Source organism: Microbulbifer maximicatervae (SeqCode), assembly GCF_052467325.1.
Genome location: NZ_CP174310.1, coordinates 4,904,143 through 4,919,856, shown reverse-complemented (window position 1 = coordinate 4,919,856; position 15,714 = coordinate 4,904,143). Strand labels below are relative to the sequence as shown.

At 46.7% G+C, this 15,714-nt stretch carries 15 protein-coding genes; 7 read left to right on the top strand and 8 right to left on the bottom strand.

Annotated elements, in window-relative coordinates; translation table 11 throughout:
• Window positions 1-616 precede the first annotated feature (616 nt).
• From ACJJIE_RS21855 to ACJJIE_RS21845, 3 genes are all read left to right on the top strand, one after another.
• The gene (locus tag ACJJIE_RS21855) at window positions 617-1,636 is read left to right on the top strand and encodes a cytochrome-c peroxidase (RefSeq protein WP_282933966.1); all 1,020 of its coding nucleotides are present in this window, start codon (window positions 617-619) and stop codon (window positions 1,634-1,636) included.
• A 578-nt stretch (window positions 1,637-2,214) separates the two neighbouring features.
• Window positions 2,215-3,300 carry a patatin-like phospholipase family protein gene (locus ACJJIE_RS21850; protein WP_444892971.1) on the top strand — a complete coding sequence of 362 codons (1,086 nt, stop codon included), beginning with the start codon at window positions 2,215-2,217 and terminating at the stop codon, window positions 3,298-3,300.
• A gap of 204 nt (window positions 3,301-3,504) precedes the next feature.
• Window positions 3,505-4,611, top strand: coding sequence for an acyltransferase family protein (locus ACJJIE_RS21845; protein ID WP_444892970.1), 1,107 nt, complete (start codon window positions 3,505-3,507; stop codon window positions 4,609-4,611).
• 97 nt (window positions 4,612-4,708) lie between these two features.
• On the opposite strand, the gene ACJJIE_RS21840 is transcribed toward ACJJIE_RS21845, so the two are convergent.
• Complete coding sequence (locus ACJJIE_RS21840) at window positions 4,709-5,329, bottom strand: LysE/ArgO family amino acid transporter (protein WP_282933969.1); 621 nt, start codon at window positions 5,327-5,329, stop codon at window positions 4,709-4,711.
• Between the two features lie 130 nt (window positions 5,330-5,459).
• Here ACJJIE_RS21840 and ACJJIE_RS21835 point away from each other — a divergent pair, with 130 nt between their 5' ends.
• Window positions 5,460-6,362, top strand: coding sequence for a LysR family transcriptional regulator ArgP (locus ACJJIE_RS21835; protein WP_444892969.1), 903 nt, complete (start codon window positions 5,460-5,462; stop codon window positions 6,360-6,362).
• An 8-nt stretch (window positions 6,363-6,370) separates the two neighbouring features.
• Here the strand turns inward: ACJJIE_RS21835 and ACJJIE_RS21830 are convergent, their stop codons facing one another.
• Together ACJJIE_RS21830 and ACJJIE_RS21825 are read right to left on the bottom strand one after the other, a co-directional pair.
• On the bottom strand, window positions 6,371-7,252 hold the full coding sequence (locus ACJJIE_RS21830; protein ID WP_444892968.1) for a nucleoside deaminase: 882 nt from the start codon (window positions 7,250-7,252) through the stop codon (window positions 6,371-6,373).
• A complete protein-coding gene (locus ACJJIE_RS21825; protein WP_444892967.1) occupies window positions 7,243-8,112 on the bottom strand; it encodes a LysR family transcriptional regulator in 870 nt (289 codons plus the stop codon). Before ACJJIE_RS21825 ends, ACJJIE_RS21830 begins: the two co-directional genes overlap by 10 nt.
• 90 nt (window positions 8,113-8,202) lie before the next feature.
• On the opposite strand from ACJJIE_RS21825, the gene ACJJIE_RS21820 reads away from it, so the two are divergent.
• The gene (locus ACJJIE_RS21820) at window positions 8,203-8,703 is read left to right on the top strand and encodes a lactoylglutathione lyase family protein (protein ID WP_444892966.1); all 501 of its coding nucleotides are present in this window, start codon (window positions 8,203-8,205) and stop codon (window positions 8,701-8,703) included.
• 100 nt (window positions 8,704-8,803) lie between these two features.
• Here the strand turns inward: ACJJIE_RS21820 and ACJJIE_RS21815 are convergent, their stop codons facing one another.
• On the bottom strand, window positions 8,804-9,988 hold the full coding sequence (locus ACJJIE_RS21815; RefSeq protein WP_444894793.1) for a multidrug effflux MFS transporter: 1,185 nt from the start codon (window positions 9,986-9,988) through the stop codon (window positions 8,804-8,806).
• A gap of 301 nt (window positions 9,989-10,289) precedes the next feature.
• Here ACJJIE_RS21815 and ACJJIE_RS21810 point away from each other — a divergent pair, with 301 nt between their 5' ends.
• Window positions 10,290-11,393 carry a glycosyltransferase family 25 protein gene (locus ACJJIE_RS21810; RefSeq protein WP_444892965.1) on the top strand — a complete coding sequence of 368 codons (1,104 nt, stop codon included), beginning with the start codon at window positions 10,290-10,292 and terminating at the stop codon, window positions 11,391-11,393.
• 11 nt (window positions 11,394-11,404) lie between these two features.
• Here the strand turns inward: ACJJIE_RS21810 and ACJJIE_RS21805 are convergent, their stop codons facing one another.
• From ACJJIE_RS21805 to ACJJIE_RS21790, 4 genes are read right to left on the bottom strand one after another with little or no spacing between them, the layout of a single operon-like run.
• Window positions 11,405-11,842 carry an ion channel gene (locus ACJJIE_RS21805; RefSeq protein ID WP_282933977.1) on the bottom strand — a complete coding sequence of 146 codons (438 nt, stop codon included), beginning with the start codon at window positions 11,840-11,842 and terminating at the stop codon, window positions 11,405-11,407.
• On the bottom strand, window positions 11,829-12,284 hold the full coding sequence (gene tadA / locus ACJJIE_RS21800; protein ID WP_444892964.1) for a tRNA adenosine(34) deaminase TadA: 456 nt from the start codon (window positions 12,282-12,284) through the stop codon (window positions 11,829-11,831). The genes ACJJIE_RS21805 and tadA overlap by 14 nt, the downstream gene beginning before the upstream one ends.
• A gap of 35 nt (window positions 12,285-12,319) precedes the next feature.
• A complete protein-coding gene (locus ACJJIE_RS21795) occupies window positions 12,320-13,123 on the bottom strand; it encodes a putative RNA methyltransferase (RefSeq protein WP_444892963.1) in 804 nt (267 codons plus the stop codon).
• The gene (locus tag ACJJIE_RS21790) at window positions 13,120-14,757 is read right to left on the bottom strand and encodes a GMC family oxidoreductase (RefSeq protein WP_282933980.1); all 1,638 of its coding nucleotides are present in this window, start codon (window positions 14,755-14,757) and stop codon (window positions 13,120-13,122) included. Before ACJJIE_RS21790 ends, ACJJIE_RS21795 begins: the two co-directional genes overlap by 4 nt.
• A gap of 84 nt (window positions 14,758-14,841) precedes the next feature.
• Here ACJJIE_RS21790 and ACJJIE_RS21785 point away from each other — a divergent pair, with 84 nt between their 5' ends.
• Window positions 14,842-15,531 carry a class I SAM-dependent methyltransferase gene (locus tag ACJJIE_RS21785; RefSeq protein ID WP_282933981.1) on the top strand — a complete coding sequence of 230 codons (690 nt, stop codon included), beginning with the start codon at window positions 14,842-14,844 and terminating at the stop codon, window positions 15,529-15,531.
• Window positions 15,532-15,714: the final 183 nt, after the last annotated feature.

Genomic DNA, 15,714 nt, shown 5'->3' with positions numbered 1-15,714 from the left:
TTGATTATCCAATTTACGATGGACAAATGATACTCGTTGCCGATTTTGGAACTTACACAATTGAGCTCCCCAGTCCATGCAGTGGAATAATCGAAGAAGTTTTTTTAAGTCTAGTAGTTTAATAGGAAGCGAAACTCCCCTATTTAGGGTGCGCAAATCAATACAAAAATTAAGCAGGCATAACAATACGATAAAAACCTACAAGCTCTAACTAAAAAGTTAATCACATTCAGATAGCTGGGGAACTACTTATATTCGAGCAAATAATATGCCATTACCAACCAATAGAAATACGAATCATTTACCTTTGAAGATACCGATAAGTATCCCCTAAACCCTACACCTCCTCGCCATCTTAGAAACTGCCCTGCAATTTGCAAAGGTAAATAGCAAGACTTCAATCTCGCCAAATCCAGTGTGCTCAACGTATAAGCCAAACTCTGAATAATATTTGAAAAAATATTTTGTGAACAATTCTGGATACTCTGAAAATCAACAATTTTTTTGTTGAATTATGGTATCAGCTGAACGATCTTCCCGATATAGTGGCGCCGCCTAACCTTTACTAAAATTAGGTTAACTGACATTGCTTTTGAGATATGGGAAAGATACCAAAATGATTAAGAGAATTTTTTCGAAAAGAGACCTGAAGCTTCCAATAATTGGCGGCTTGATAACGGCAGCAAGTTTGCTATCAACAACTGTATCGGCAGCGGTCGAAATTGATATAAATCAATTGCGCCAACAATCAAAAATTATGTTCGGCACTCTCTCAGAAACTATGCCAGGCAGTGAGAATGACACCCCAGCTATGGTTGAGCTTGGAAAAACACTGTTCATGGATGAACGGCTTTCAGTCAATGATAGCCAGTCCTGTAACAGCTGCCATCAAGTGGGGAACTACAATGGCACGGGCGTTGACAATGAAGCGACATCACCGGGAGCTTTACCTGGTACCAAGGGTGATCGCAACTCTCCAACGGTCTGGAATTCAGGATTCCAGATGGCTCAATTTTGGGATGGTCGCGCAGAGGACCTGAAGGAACAGGCCAAAGGTCCAATTCTAAACCCTGTAGAGATGGGAATGCCTTCGGAAGAGGCTGTTGAAACAAAGATTTCAAAAATTGCCGAATATCAAATAAGTTTTAAACACGCCTTTGGTAAAGACAATGCTATCTCTTATGACAATATTGCTCAGGCCATCGCAGCGTTTGAGCGCACACTGATTACAAGTGATCGTTTTGATGATTTTATGAGTGGTGACGATCAGGCTATGACGAAAAGTGAGTTAAAGGGCTTACAAACCTTTATCAATACTGGTTGTTCAGCATGCCACAATGGTGCAACCTTGGGTGGAAACATGTACCAGAAGATGGGGCTGGTCAACCAATATCCACACCAAGAAGACTTAGGTCGTTATAAAGTTACAGGCCTTGAAAACGATAAAATGATGTTTAAAGTTCCAATGTTACGCGATGTAAGCAGAAGTGCCCCTTATTTCCACGACGGGCGTGTAGAAACCATTGAGCAAGCAATTTACGATATGGCTTGGTACCAATTGGGACAGAAACTAAGCACACAACAAGTAGATGATATTGCAACTTTCCTAAACGCTTTAGAACATCAAACTCATTAAACTATTTCCCACCCTTCGGGGTGGGCCCCGTTCACTTTAATTATTTAGCCCTGCCTTTGCGTATCAGCCACACTCAGAAATAGCAGCCAGCAGACCAAACAGTTTCCTGATTACTAACCAGTAGATAATGTAAAGCGTTCCACCAATATTTATACCAAGTCGGAAAAATGAAACCCGTAGAAAGATGTACGGTTTTCAGCCACCGATTTTCGGCAGTTCCATTAAATTACCACTCACTACTTGAGTATTCGGTCAGTAGATTCCCTTATACGCTTTTCGCTTTATAGATAGTGTAGCTTGCTATATGAGCCTGACAAAATAGTAATTATGAACATTCCCCTTACGAATAAAAGTCACCCGTAGCGCTCAACTCCTAGCAACAATCTCAAAACAAGACAATTAAACAGCTTTATGAGTATTTTAAATAACACAAAGAAATAAAACTAATCTACTTTGCCATACTCACTGTATTAAAGGTTAAGAGTACAGGCAGATCAATGAGATTTAGGCTCGCATCAGCCATCACCATATTAGTTATCGTAGCGTTTTTAGGCTTGGTGTACGTCTACAATTATCGATTGACCCAAAGTATTCAGTTTGATGCCCGCCCTGTTGCCAAGAAGTTCATCAAAAGTAACGATTCCTTTAGAGATAAAGATACTATCAACATTCTTATCATAGATGGCGGAGGCATACGTGGCTTGATACCACTATATGTCATTCAACATATCGAAGAGCAAACCGGCAAACCTATCGATGAATTGTTTGATGTTTTTAGTGGAGTATCCACTGGCGCCATCATCGCCACTGGACTTAATGTGACTCAAAAATCATTTAAAAATGATCAGCCAAGAACTGAAAACCTTAAGTATCAAAGTGATAAAATTATAGATATTTATAAGCGAGAAAGCAGATACGTATTCTCTGTACCTTGGTATCACAAATTATTAACCTTTAATGGTTTTATCTCCCCTCGCTTTAGCGGTGAGCGCTTAAGTCAAACCATGGAAAAACATTACACTGCCAACTTGAAGTTTACGAGCCTAAAAAACTACATCATTATTCCCTCTCTCAACATTCATATGGGGCAGCTTCAATTATTCAAAAATCGTGGAGAAGCAATCAGTAAGCTGCCCACAGACACACTGTATCAACTCGTAACCGCTGCAGCTAGTGCGGAAACGCTATACCCACCTGTCGAATTCGTAACTACTGGTCAGGATATTCACCAGCGCTATTATGCCGATGCTGGTATATACGCAAATAATCCAGCCAGTATTGTTTTACGCGAAATTATTAGAGAGTTCCCTGAAAAAAACTACTATGTGCTGATTCTCGGGGCCGGTACGTCTCCACTAAGTACAATGGAAGCTAACTACAGAAACTTAAAAAACTGGGGAAGAATTAACTGGGTGAAAGACCTTATATCTAATGTACAGAGGTCCATGGATGACCAACAAGTATACACCTTGGAAATCGCAGAATCCCTTAGCCCTAAAGGGAGAATAAAATACAACTACTTAAATGTAGAGCTTGTTAATCCATATGTTGATCCATTTGACTATAAAGCAAGTAAGAATCTGAAAGTTCTAGCAGATAGGCTTCTTGAGGAAAATAAAACGGAGGTTGATCAGGTAGTAAACATCCTCAAGGACAAAGGGTAACTATAACGCTGGAGAATACTCCACCTGATCAGTTGAACTTGCCTTTCAGTGTTACCTTGGATGAGAAGCCATAGTGGGTTTGCATGCATTAAAGCCAGAAGATTTGAATTGAATCACACTGAATACAGATAGTGTGTTCAACTAAGGCAAGGTAAGATCATACCCATACCTTCTTGGATTGACCATGGATATAGGTCGTTAGCAATGAACACACGCCTTCTTAATCTCGATGTACTACGGGGGCTTGCTGCAACTTTGGTTGTCTGGCAACACAGTAGTGAAGTCTTTATCCGCAACCCATCCATCGCCCAGCACGGCTCGGCACTGGCTGAATTTATCAGTCAACTGGATTTTGGCCGGATAGGTGTACTTTGCTTTTTCCTAATATCCGGCTTTGTCATTCCCCACAGTCTTCTTGCATCTAACCGTATTCTTAAGAGCTTTGCTATCCGTCGCTTCTTCCGCTTGTATCCCGCTTACTGGTTATCTCTGACTGCAATTATCGGACTTACATGGTTGCTCACTGACCGAACATTCTCTGCATCTACCATTCTTGCCAATACCACAATGCTGCAAGGCCTTATGGGATTTGAAAGTGTTCAGATTCTATATTGGACTCTCACTGCAGAGCTGCTTTTTTACTGTCTCTGCGCACTGATGTTCACCCTTCGACTACTAGGGAATCCCAGATATCTACTCTTAGTGTGCTGGGGGGCACTATCGGTATTTGTCAGCATGCAACTTTTAGGGCAATCATCCACTCCAATTTCCCAGCTTCCCGCCACCACTACTTACCTCCCCTTTGCTATCGCAGTTATGTTCTGCGGAACCCTACTCAGGTATTGCTACGAAACAAGGCGCGGTTATCGTTATATGCTTTGGGGCCTGGTTTCGACTTTCTCGATACCACTACTCGTTATGGCCATGCACCTACTAGGTAGGTCGATCAGCGAAACTCCCCTCCGCTTTGTATCATCTCATTTCATCGCTTTAGCTATCTTCCTCGTTTTTGTATTACTTCCACCAAAGCCAATACGACATTTAGCCGCTCTAGGGACTATCAGCTATTCCATTTACCTGTTTCATTTAGTCGTTGTCTTTTTCGGCAACTGGGCCATAAGCCAACCTTGGGGACAAGGGCTTAAAAGTATTTCTCTATCCACGTTGCTTGTGGCAGTAACACTACTTAGCTTCGCTTTGGCGGCAGCCATTTATTGGTTGGTGGAGAGGCCCTGCATGCAATTTGGGCGCTTTTTGAGCGATCGAAACGGCGGGTTAAACAGGTCAGGGGAAATATTAAGGGGGAGGTAGTGTGGAAAACTATCGGAATAAGTTAGGGGCCTGGAAGCAAAAAAATAGCCGTAGACTTATTAGTCTACAGCTATTTTTAGCAGCCATTATTGAGTGTCTACTGCGCCCACAACAAGCTGATAGCAATAGTCCACATCATAATGCCCACCAGTACATCGAGTACCTGCCAGGTTCTGGGGTTCTTAAATAGCGGCTGCATCATGCTGCCACCCACTGAAAGAAGAGTGAACCATAACAGGGATGCACTACATGCCCCCAGCACAAAAAACCAGGTTCCATTGCCAGCATACTGCGCCCCTACAGAGCCAATCAGTACAACCGTATCCACATACGCGTGTGGATTAAGCAGGGTTAAGGCTACCGCGGTAATCAAGGCAGAACGGCGGGATTTCATCCACTCTTTTTGCTCTCCAAGACCTTTGTTAGTGAAGGCCGAACGGAAAGCCATGGCACCGTAGGAGAACAGGAAAGCAGCACCGAGCCAGGTCAGCCAGATCATCCAGTCGCCACCCGCTTGTGCGAGATTTGCAACCAGGAACACACCACCTGTAATCAAGGCAATATCCATCAGTACGCATAAAGCCGCGATACTAAAGTGATATTGTCGACGGATACTCTGCGTCAGCAGAAACGCATTCTGCGCTCCGATCGCCATAATCAAACTGATGGTAGTCAAAAAACCTTTTGCGAGCGGCGCCAGCAACAACCCTGAAAACACGATGCCTCCTGTGTTTCATTCTCTAATTTGGAAGTGCCCGCAGGGCTGCGGGCCTGAATAGTGGCGCGAGATTAAGAGTCAAACTAGAATAAGTAAACTTAATTATACTGATCCCTCATAAGAAATTCTTATGCTAGACCTAAAGCAACTCCAAGCCTTTGCCTTTGTCGTAGAGGAGCGCAGTTTTGACAAGGCTGCCGCCCTACTCCATGTCAGCCAGTCTGCGATTTCCCAACGAATCAAAGCCTTAGAAAGCCAGGTTGGCCAAGCCCTATTGATACGCTCCAACCCTTTGCGGCCCACTGAAGCCGGCCTCAAAGTGCTGGGGTACTACCAGCAAATGCACTTGTTACAGCAAGAGCTTCTCACTGATATCGATCCAGAGGGGGGCAAGACTCGCTATAGCAACCAGAATAAGGTTCGGATCGCACTGAATGCAGATAGCTTGGATACCTGGTTCCTGGCTGCCATCACACCATTGATTCGATCCCAGCAGTTGCTCGTGGATCTAAAGGTCGACGACCAGGACGCTACCCATGAACTGCTGAAGAATGGTGAAGTCATTGGCTGTATCAGTTCAACAACCAGTAACCTCCAGGGCTGCCAATCAGTACTGCTCGGTCACATGGCCTATTACCCGGTATGCACCAAGGCCTTTAAGAAGAAGTTTTTTTCAGACCCGATTAAGGTTGAAGAGCTCCACTACGCTCCCACAGTGGAGTTCAACTATAAGGATCAATTGCAGAGTCGTTACCTTAAGCAGTTTTGGGGCGTGGAGACCGGTCAGTACCCATCTCATGAAATCCCCTCTTCAAAGAGCTTCCTCAGTTTCTTAACTCTGGGGCTGGGTTGGGGAATGGCGCCAGATATTCAGATCGCTAGCCTGCTAAAAAGCGGAAAGCTGGTGAAACTTGCTGAAGACCAGTATTTGAAGATTCCTCTTTACTGGCATGTTTGGAATTTAAAATCGAAATTGATTAAAGAGATCACTATCAACCTCACAGAACATGCTCGAAAAGCACTAAACCAATAGTCGAATAGTTAGTGATGGTGATGGTGCGACTGCCAGGATGGACAGTAATCCAGCTGCAGTTCACCATTTTCCAGCTGTTTTAGGGTTGAAAGTGCTTGGCGATATATATACCGATTTTCCTTATGCCTAATATCCAGATTCTTGAAGTTCCGAAAAGCTTCCTGATAAATTTCTTTAGCATCGTCACTCAATAGGAAGCTAACAATATAATCTCCATGTAGTAATTCATAATTAAAGTAAGCCCCATCCAGCTTCTCTTTCTGTAAAAGCTTCGATGGTTCTGAAGTTATACGGCGAGTGTAATAATTTCCCGGTTTATCTACGATACACTGAGAATGTTCATAGCCACAATTTTTGTCAAAGCTTTGCTTAAGTCGTTCGATGCTTTGACCATAGTCTGGATCAGTTTGCCCGTATACAACACCTGAAACGCCCAAAAAAATCATCATTCCGCTACACATCATACAGGGCTCTAAAGATGTGTAGATCGTAACATTGGCCTTGGTCAAATATTGGCTTTTTTCTCCGAGACATTTCTCTGATAGACACTGCTGCATTAAACGCACTTCAGCGTGTTGAGTTTTGTCATCGCAACGCAAAACTGAATTTAGTTGGGCCCCGACTATCTTCCTGGCATCATTATCAAATAAAACCGCACCAATATTATGGCCTCTTTTATTTTTATCAGTAGGTCTGACCCAGTCCTGGAATACTATAGAATAAGCCAACAACATCAGTATCTTATCTTGCTCATCCTTAACACTCTCAGCTTTAGCTATTCCCACAAGAGAAAGTTGTGATAGAGCCAAAAATAGCAGGAAGCGAAGCAACCCGGTATTTTTACAAAAAATATACAGCTTTTTGATACTTATGAGCCCGATTAAAGCCATTTCTCCATTTCACCAATAATAAACCTGACTCTGGCGGGTACAAGTTGGGTGCGTCTTAACGCCAAATACAGTGTCTCACTAACGGGATTTTCAAGGCTATGTGCCTTAATCAATTTCGGCTTTCGAAATGCACTTACCGCATAGGCGGGTAAAACTGTGAAACCCAAACCCATACTAACGGGCTCCAGTATTAAGCTGATCTGATTGGAAAACCCTTTTTGTTGAAAAGCTTCGAGACTTCTAAATTGTGGGAAGTTCGCTCCCAATAATAGACTCGCATGGTGTATACCGTCTGGATGGCCTATGTACCCCAGCGCTAAAAGCGACTCCCAGTCAGGGGTTTTCACTTCAGCCGGCGTCACTAGCAATAACCTTTCACTGGCGATCGGCCGACTGTCAATCTCCTCTGCTTGTGGCGGGCTGGTCATTAATCCAATATCAGCACCGTTTTCCGCAATGGCCTTCTCTACATCCAGGTTGGGTGCGAAACGGCAGCTAATCGATAAACCCTGGTGGATTTTCTGCAGGGACAACAACTTGGGGTAGAGCTTCAGCCCCACACTCCCGGGGCACATTACTCGTACATCCCCATGATGGGGAGGATCTTCACCAACAATTTGCCCCAGGCTGGAAAGCTTCTGAATAATCCCCTGCCCTTCCCGATAGAGCCGATCACCAGCATCCGTAAGCGTGAAGTGTTTACCCTGCCTGACTAACAGAGCGACACCTAAGTGCTCCTCTAACTTGCGTATATGCTGGCTGACCCCAGACTGAGTCATATGCAAGCGATCCGCCGTACGAGTAAAGTGCCCCTCTTCAGCTAAGGTACAGAAGCTTCTTAACCACACTGGATTTATCATTACGAATACTACTTAAAAATATTACAAATGATAATTATACGTAATGAATTTGAAGCTGTAACTTAACCGCATTCAACAAAGGAGACAGCTATGAGTAGCGCATACCCGAGAACCTTTTCTCATATCGGTATTTCAGTGCCGAACCTTGAAGAGGCTGTGAAGTTTTACACAGAGGTACTTGGTTGGTACCTGATTATGAAGCCCACAGATATCACAGAGGACAAAAGCGCTATCGGTGAAATGTGCACCGACGTATTTGGCCCAAACTGGGGTAGTTTCCGCATTGCTCATTTATCGACAGGGGACAGGATTGGCGTAGAACTATTCCAGTTTAATAATCAGGAAAATCCAGAAGATAATTTTGAATACTGGAAAACCGGTATCTTTCACTTCTGCGTGCAAGACCCTAACCTGGAAGAACTGGCGGATAAGATTGTGGCGGCCGGTGGTAAAAAACGTATGCCGGAGCCTCGTTATTACTACCCCGGTGAAAAGCCTTATCGCATGATTTATATGGAAGATCCTTTTGGCAACATTCTGGAAATTTACAGCCACAGCTATGAGCTGATCTACAGTGCTGGTGCCTACTGATAATAAGCACTCCAGAGTTCACTCAGCATCACTCGAACGATGCTGAGTGAAATGCCGACACGGAGTTATTCAGAGGCTCCCTAATTTATTTTGGTATTACTCAATCGCTCTGGTCTGCTGTGATGCTGACTACATTACGCAAAACCAACCAGGAAACCACAAAGGCCAAAATCCCACACACCGCAATTACCCCAGCAAGTGATTCTGGTGTTCCATTAAAAACCAAACTGGTTACCAGGATAGCTACAGCCCCGATTGACAACTGCATAGTACCAGCCAGGGCAGAAGCCGTTCCCGCTATAGGCCCATGTCTTTCCATGGAAAGAATAAATGCTGTCGGAAGAACCAAGCCGAGAAACATATTGCATACGATAAGCATGCATATCAGTAGTACGAGATGATCAAAACCGGCCTCTATCACTAAATACATAGTCACCGAGCTTATTACAAATCCAACTACACCCCACTTCACCAGCTTCACCATCCCTAAACGGGCACCGAAATTTGCCGAAAATTGACTCGACAGGAAGAAACTAAGCGCATTCAGAGCAAAAGCTAGGCTAAATTCGGTTGGGGTCAATCCGTAGTAATTCGTATATAAGAATGAAGCTGCCGCAAAAAAAGCAAGTACACTGGCGAAGCCAAACCCTCCTATACAAGTAAGCCCTATATAGATCGGGTCACGCAGTAATATTGAATAAGATTCAAGCAGCGCACCTATTTTAAATGGTATGCGCTTATTCACTGGTAAGGTTTCATGAAGGCTTGTAATAGCAAGTATCAGACTTAAAAAAGTAGCAATGGATATCCCCCAAAATATGCTGCGCCAGCCAAATGAAATTAATAGCAGACTACCAATTAATGGCGCCAACATAGGAGAAATTGAAAGGACAAGAATTGCTGTCGTAAGAAGGCGAGTTGCTTGAGTACCCGTATAAGAATCTCGAATTATTGCTCGGGGAATCGACATTACCGAAGCGGCACCCACCCCTTGTAGGAAGCGAAAGGCAATCAACCACTCGATAGTGGTTGCCAGGGCACAACAAATAGATGCGAAAGTAAAAACCAGCAAACCAAAATAGAGCGGCGGTTTGCGGCCAAACATATCGGAAGCGGGGCCATAGAAAATCTGACACACCCCGAACGCAATAAAATAGGCCATCAGCGTATAAGACGCGACCTGGGTTGAGGTGTCGAGGGCCTTTGTCATCGCAGGCAATGCAGGCAGATACATATCAATGGCCATAGGACCGACAGAGCTCAAAAGCCCCAGGATCAACGCCATTTTTATAAAGCCTGAGTTCATCCACAGTCCCTAATGAGCCAACTCCACCTTGGCACCTCTACAAGACACCTCTCACAATTGCTAAAAAGGGAGAAGGAAAGAATACACCGCGCTTGGGACCCTAAGAGGCATGGATGCCGATTAGGAGCTTACAGGGATGTATTCACGGCGTGTCTCAAGTGCGGTGTATTCTTTCCTTCCACCCCAGTAGTAAGTTCCCTCATCCTTTTCGGACTGGCAGGTCAAACCTTAACCTTCAATCGTAGCAACTTAACTTAGGACCATAAGATCAGGGGAGTTAATGGCCCATGACGCTTCTATACCGTCTGCAGACGGTATAAATAAAGGTATTCCAACCCTGACCTCCAAGCGTCCAGGGGGCTCCTGTGGTGCACGGCTCTTCTTCAGCGCCTCTTGGTGGAAAAGCCCTGTCATTCTAGCAACTGTGGTAGCTCAGGAATTTTTGCCTGGCCTGCTGGCTGCTACCAGCCACAAGCCCAAGCGGAACCCGCTTTCCCCACCAACAAGACAACGTCGCCGCCTCCCTTTAAGCTCCAGACGCCCAATTACCCCGCGCGGCCGCCGTCAGCGACCCTATATCGCCAATACCCCCTGTTGGATTATCACTCTGCAACCAAACAGTGATGACGTTGATCTATTACTCAGCGCCGGGAAAATGCAGCGACTGCATATCAACACGATTGAGGGGATTGATGGGCGCTCAGGCATTCCGGAACTGGAAGACAATGAGCATATCGCAAGTAACATCACCCGGTGGCGCCACTTGTGCGAACTCAAAAGCTCCGAAATTGGATGCTATCTCGCCCATTTGAGAGCAATTCGCCGGGCATACCGCTCGGGTTTGGACCGGGTCTGTATTCTGGAAGATGATGTACAGCTAGAACCCGCATTTGGCCGCGTCTTAGCGGAATTAGAGCAACTCCCTGAAAATATCGAGATGATTCGACTGATGGGACTTAAAGTCCGCAAGCGAAAAGTCGTGCAAACCTTGAATGACGGTGTTCACCAGTTAGTGCGACCAGAGCGGGGATGGTGTGGAGCACAGGGATATTTGATTAACCGGCGCGGTATGGAGAAAGTCTTAAAATATGCCAGCCGTATTTTCGAACCCATCGACAAGGTATTCGATCACTTCTGGCAATTTGACCTAAAACTGTATGGCGTTGAACCCCACCTTCTGTGGGAAAACGAGCACATCTCCAATATTGTTAAATCCAATATCCACCGCACGCAAGTCGCCCGGTGGCTCTATTGGCTGCACCCTTTCGGAAAACTCTGGCGCAGTGTGGGCAGGCACTTTTATTTAAGACTCCACTCAAAAGAGTTCTATCCAGCAGAAAAACCCATACGGCCCACGGGGCGTACGGCGCGAATTAAATCTTAAGAACCCTGCGATCAATTCTCCCAATAACGCTGCATTTTTAAAAACATAAAAGAAGCGGTCCAGGTAATCATCACCAGTCCCGTAAGGGCTTCAAGGCCAGCGGTAAAACGCAGGTGCCCCAGGGGCTCGATATCACCGAAACCCAGTGACGTATAAGTGGTAAATGAGAAATAAGCGCAGTCCAACAGGCTGCCATTAAAATTACCCACCAAAGTGCCAAAGTAAGGCGAATTCACCATAAAGTAGTAACAGTAGGCAAACAGCCATATTTCAGCCACATGGGCGATCAGGGCGCCAAACACCCCCATCACAATCGCCAGGTTATGCTTAATTGGTATCCAGCGACCGATACGGGCAAGGGCACTCAATACTTCGTGATGAATCAGGACGACCGTGGCGACAACTATTGAATTCACCACAAAAGCAAATGCCAGATCAGCGTCGATCATGAAAGAACTCGCGCACTAAATTGCTTGCCTCTTCCGCCATGACTCCCGACTCCACCGTAATCTTGTGATTGAAAAAGTTGGCTTGTGCCAATTCCAGCTGGCTCTCAACAACACCGGCCCGGGGTTCGGTAGCGCCGTATATCAGCCGCCCTACCCGCGCATGTACCATTGCGCCAAAGCACATAGTACAGGGCTCAATCGTCACATATAAAGTGGTGTTTGGCAGGCGGTAGTTTTGTTGTTTATCTGCCGCTTGCCGCAGGGCTACGATTTCCGCATGGGCACTGGGGTCACAATTCCCAATCGGGCGATTACTGCCCTCCCCTATGATTTTTCCATCCTGGACCAAAACCGCACCCACCGGTACTTCACCGCGCTCAGCAGCGAGTTGTGCAAGCTCCAGGGCTCGCCGCATAAATCCAAAGTCTCTGGGAGTCGCCATAACGCTGCTCTATTACCTCTACTATCAAATGCCTGTTATTTATGTTTAATAAAACGACGAATAACAAAGTCCGCTTCCAGCTCCAGGCTGTCGCGCTCTTCGAGTTTCTGCCGTTCTTCACGGTTGCCCTTCCAGGCAAAAGGCGTCATAGCAAGGAAATCTGAAATGGCCTGCTTGCCCTTCAATACAAACGGGAAAGAGCAGCGCATATCGACTTCCGGCGTCAACTTCTCAATCACTTTGGGTGCGGGATGTTTACGCGGCTCTTTATAGAGGTAGTTCTTTAGTGTCCACAAGTGATCGGGGCCAGGTGATACATCTACCAGATGACCACCGACTTTAATCACCCGCTCCATTTCATGATCGGGGGCTGGGGCAAAGATCTTCAGCAGGTTATCCACCGACTCCGAGACCACCGGTAAATTCACATTGCTGGCAACCACAAACTGAGCGCCACTGTCGCGCTTGGCCGCCATACGCACGCCGGATTTTGAAATGTCGATACCGGAAAGGCCGTGGCCATGCCAGCCAGCGGACTCAAGCTCTCGCAGGTAATACCCCTCACCGCAACCGATATCCAGTAAACGGCGGCCGGGCTTGTAGGGCAAGAGCGCCGAGATACTATCAACCAAAGGCCGATAGTAGCCGGCGTGAAGAAAGCGCCGCCGCGCGTGAAGCATCTCCGAAGAGTCACCGGGATCTTTGCGGCGCTTGCGATAAACGGGCAACAAATTGACGTAGCCCTCACGCGCGCGATCAAAACTATGTCGATTGGTACAGTGCCAAGTATCTTTTCCTAGAGTTAAGGGGGCAGCACAAAGCGGGCATTGCCAAATCATTCAACTTCCTGAGTGTGTCTATTCTCTTTTACAAACGAGCGCGAAGACCGCTGCATAATCAAATCTGCCGCCTTCTCCGCAATAGCGATCACAGGCGCATTGGTATTGCCACTGATCAGGGTGGGCATTATGGAGGCGTCCACAACCCTCAGTCCATCCACACCGTGTACTTTTAGCTCGCTGTCCACTACAGCCAATTCATCACTCCCCATTCGACAGGTACCTATCGGATGGTAGATGGATTCTGCATGCTGGCGAATATAGTGGATGATTGACTCTCTATCACTCAACTTCTGCTCTGGACGCAAAGACTTTTTCTTGTAGCGACTCAGTTCCTCCTGGGCGAGGATATCCTGTGCCATTTCAAATGCCTCCACCATTACCTGCAGATCCTCGGGCTCACTCAGGTAGTTGGGTTCAATTCTGGGCAGTTTGCGTGGATCGGTGGAGTCCAGAGTGATCTCACCGCGACTCTTAGGCCTCAGGGCACAGGCGTGAAGAGAGTAACCGTAGCAAGTGCGCTTATTAAACCCGTGTTGGAAAGTCGGGACTGCCGTCATGTGGAACTGAATATCCGGGTTACCCCCCGCCAGACTGGAACTGGCAAAGCCCCCCGCCTCGGCCACATTGCTGGTTAGGGGCCCTTTATTTAAAAAGATCAGTTCTGGCAGGCGCATTGCGGTGAGAAGCTTCGGCCATAGTGCCTCGGAAAAGCTAACCGCTTCAGAGGCTTCCACTACTTGTATGATATCCAGGTGGTCCTGCAGGTTTTTTCCGACACCGGGAAGATGCGCTTGCGAAGTCACTCCAGATTTACGCAATTGGTCCTGATCCCCAATACCGGACAGCATTAATAGCTGTGGCGACTGGATAGCACCCGCACTTAAAATCACTTCCTTGTTCGCCAGGATTTTAGTGCCATCAAGCAATTCGACGCCGGTCGCTTTCTCTCCCCTGAGAATAATCCTCGCCACCTGACTGTTGGTACGAACATGCAGGTTAGAGCGGCTGGAAACTGGGTGCAGATAAGCTGTAGCCGCAGAGCAGCGGCGGCCGCGCCGTTGGGTTACTTGGTAAAAACCCACGCCATTTTGCTGGCTGCCATTGAAATCATTATTCGGCCGGTGTCCCAGGGACTCAGCTGCGCGTAAAAAAGCATGGCCCGATCGGGTTTTCCACTTTAAATCCGAGACCGACAGAGGGCCGTAGCCACTGTGGTGCGCATCAGTACCCCGTTCATTGCCTTCCGACATTAAAAAGTAAGGCAACAAACCCTTCCAACCCCAACCGGGATTACCCTCCGCTTCCCAGGCATCGTAGTCATCGCTATTGCCACGGATATAAACCATGGCATTGATAGAGCTACTACCCCCGAGGGTCCTGCCCCTCGGCCAAAACAGTTTCCTGTCATTCAGGTGCTTTTGTGGCGTGGTATGGTGGTGTAGGTTATAGCGAGTACCCGGCAGTAACTCGCCAATACCCACAGGGATGGAGATCAGGGGGCTCCGATCTTTAGGACCCGCCTCCAGAAGACAAACTCGATTCTGCTCTTCGGCACTGAGCCGATTTGCTAAAACACAACCGGCGGAGCCGGCACCTACGATCACATAATCAAAAATCATTTGAGTGGACATGGGACCTCAGCACCTTTGTAGCTGGATGGTCCACTGACGGTACACTCAAGCTGTGAATAATGACAGGCTGGAGGTCACCCAAGCATGCCCAATTCCGAATTCAGTGATGATCAGGTACTCACCTGCTGGCATAAGAATGCTCATGAGTGGACTAAAGTAGTAGACAATGCCGCCATTCCCAGCCGCCGACTGGTCACTGATGCCGCCATTGTCAGCACAATCATGGCGTACCAACCTGCGAGTATTTTAGATATCGGTTGCGGTGAAGGCTGGCTCAGTAGAAAACTGGCGGAGCAAGGTATTCGAGTCTGTGGTGTCGATGGCGTTAAAGATTTAGTGGATATTGCCAGCGCTCGAGCAGGCGCCAATGAGTCCTACCGGCGATTGCAATACGAAGAAATTTGCGCCGAAAAACTGGAACAGCAGTTTGAACTTATCGTGTGCAACTTCTCTCTCATCGGAAAGGAATCTGTCGAGCAACTATTCAGCAATGCACGCGAGTTAATGCTGCCCGGTGGGCACTTTGTCATCCAAACTCTTCACCCCCATCAAGCCTGCGGTAATAAGCCCTATCGAGATGGATGGCGCCCAGGATCTTGGGAAGGTATTGAGGGAGATTTTGAAGAGGCCGCTCCCTGGTATTTCCGCACCCTGGAAAGTTGGGTCCAGCTATTTCGCGACAACGGCTTTGCCATAGAAGCGATTCACGAACCCAGGGCCGATACCCAACCAACCCCATCTTCACTGATTATTTGTGGGAGAATTTTGCGGTAGCGCATTTTGGAACTCTTTCCTGGCACCTAAGCCCCGATCCGGTGGAAAGAGGAGCTATTCAAGACAATTTTTTCATCAGCGTAAGCACAGAAATACCAAAACAATAATAAAAAAACATTGGCGGGCCCCTGCTCACGCTCGCGACCACTTAGACAAAAATGAAAAAGTATCCATTTCATGCGG

What these genes read in the sequence shown, in the direction of transcription:
- ACJJIE_RS21855 (WP_282933966.1), top strand. Translation starts at nt 617, where the DNA reads ATGATTAAGAGAATTTTTTCGAAAAGAGACCTGAAGCTTCCAATAATT.
- ACJJIE_RS21845 (WP_444892970.1), top strand. Translation starts at nt 3,505, where the DNA reads ATGAACACACGCCTTCTTAATCTCGATGTACTACGGGGGCTTGCTGCA.
- ACJJIE_RS21835 (WP_444892969.1), top strand. Translation starts at nt 5,460, where the DNA reads ATGCTAGACCTAAAGCAACTCCAAGCCTTTGCCTTTGTCGTAGAGGAG.
- ACJJIE_RS21830 (WP_444892968.1), bottom strand. Translation starts at nt 7,252, where the DNA reads ATGGCTTTAATCGGGCTCATAAGTATCAAAAAGCTGTATATTTTTTGT.
- ACJJIE_RS21825 (WP_444892967.1), bottom strand. Translation starts at nt 8,112, where the DNA reads ATGATAAATCCAGTGTGGTTAAGAAGCTTCTGTACCTTAGCTGAAGAG.
- ACJJIE_RS21820 (WP_444892966.1), top strand. Translation starts at nt 8,203, where the DNA reads ATGAGTAGCGCATACCCGAGAACCTTTTCTCATATCGGTATTTCAGTG.
- ACJJIE_RS21815 (WP_444894793.1), bottom strand. Translation starts at nt 9,988, where the DNA reads ATGGCGTTGATCCTGGGGCTTTTGAGCTCTGTCGGTCCTATGGCCATT.
- ACJJIE_RS21810 (WP_444892965.1), top strand. Translation starts at nt 10,290, where the DNA reads ATGGCCCATGACGCTTCTATACCGTCTGCAGACGGTATAAATAAAGGT.
- ACJJIE_RS21805 (WP_282933977.1), bottom strand. Translation starts at nt 11,842, where the DNA reads ATGATCGACGCTGATCTGGCATTTGCTTTTGTGGTGAATTCAATAGTT.
- tadA (WP_444892964.1), bottom strand. Translation starts at nt 12,284, where the DNA reads ATGGCGACTCCCAGAGACTTTGGATTTATGCGGCGAGCCCTGGAGCTT.
- ACJJIE_RS21795 (WP_444892963.1), bottom strand. Translation starts at nt 13,123, where the DNA reads ATGATTTGGCAATGCCCGCTTTGTGCTGCCCCCTTAACTCTAGGAAAA.
- ACJJIE_RS21790 (WP_282933980.1), bottom strand. Translation starts at nt 14,757, where the DNA reads ATGTCCACTCAAATGATTTTTGATTATGTGATCGTAGGTGCCGGCTCC.
- ACJJIE_RS21785 (WP_282933981.1), top strand. Translation starts at nt 14,842, where the DNA reads ATGCCCAATTCCGAATTCAGTGATGATCAGGTACTCACCTGCTGGCAT.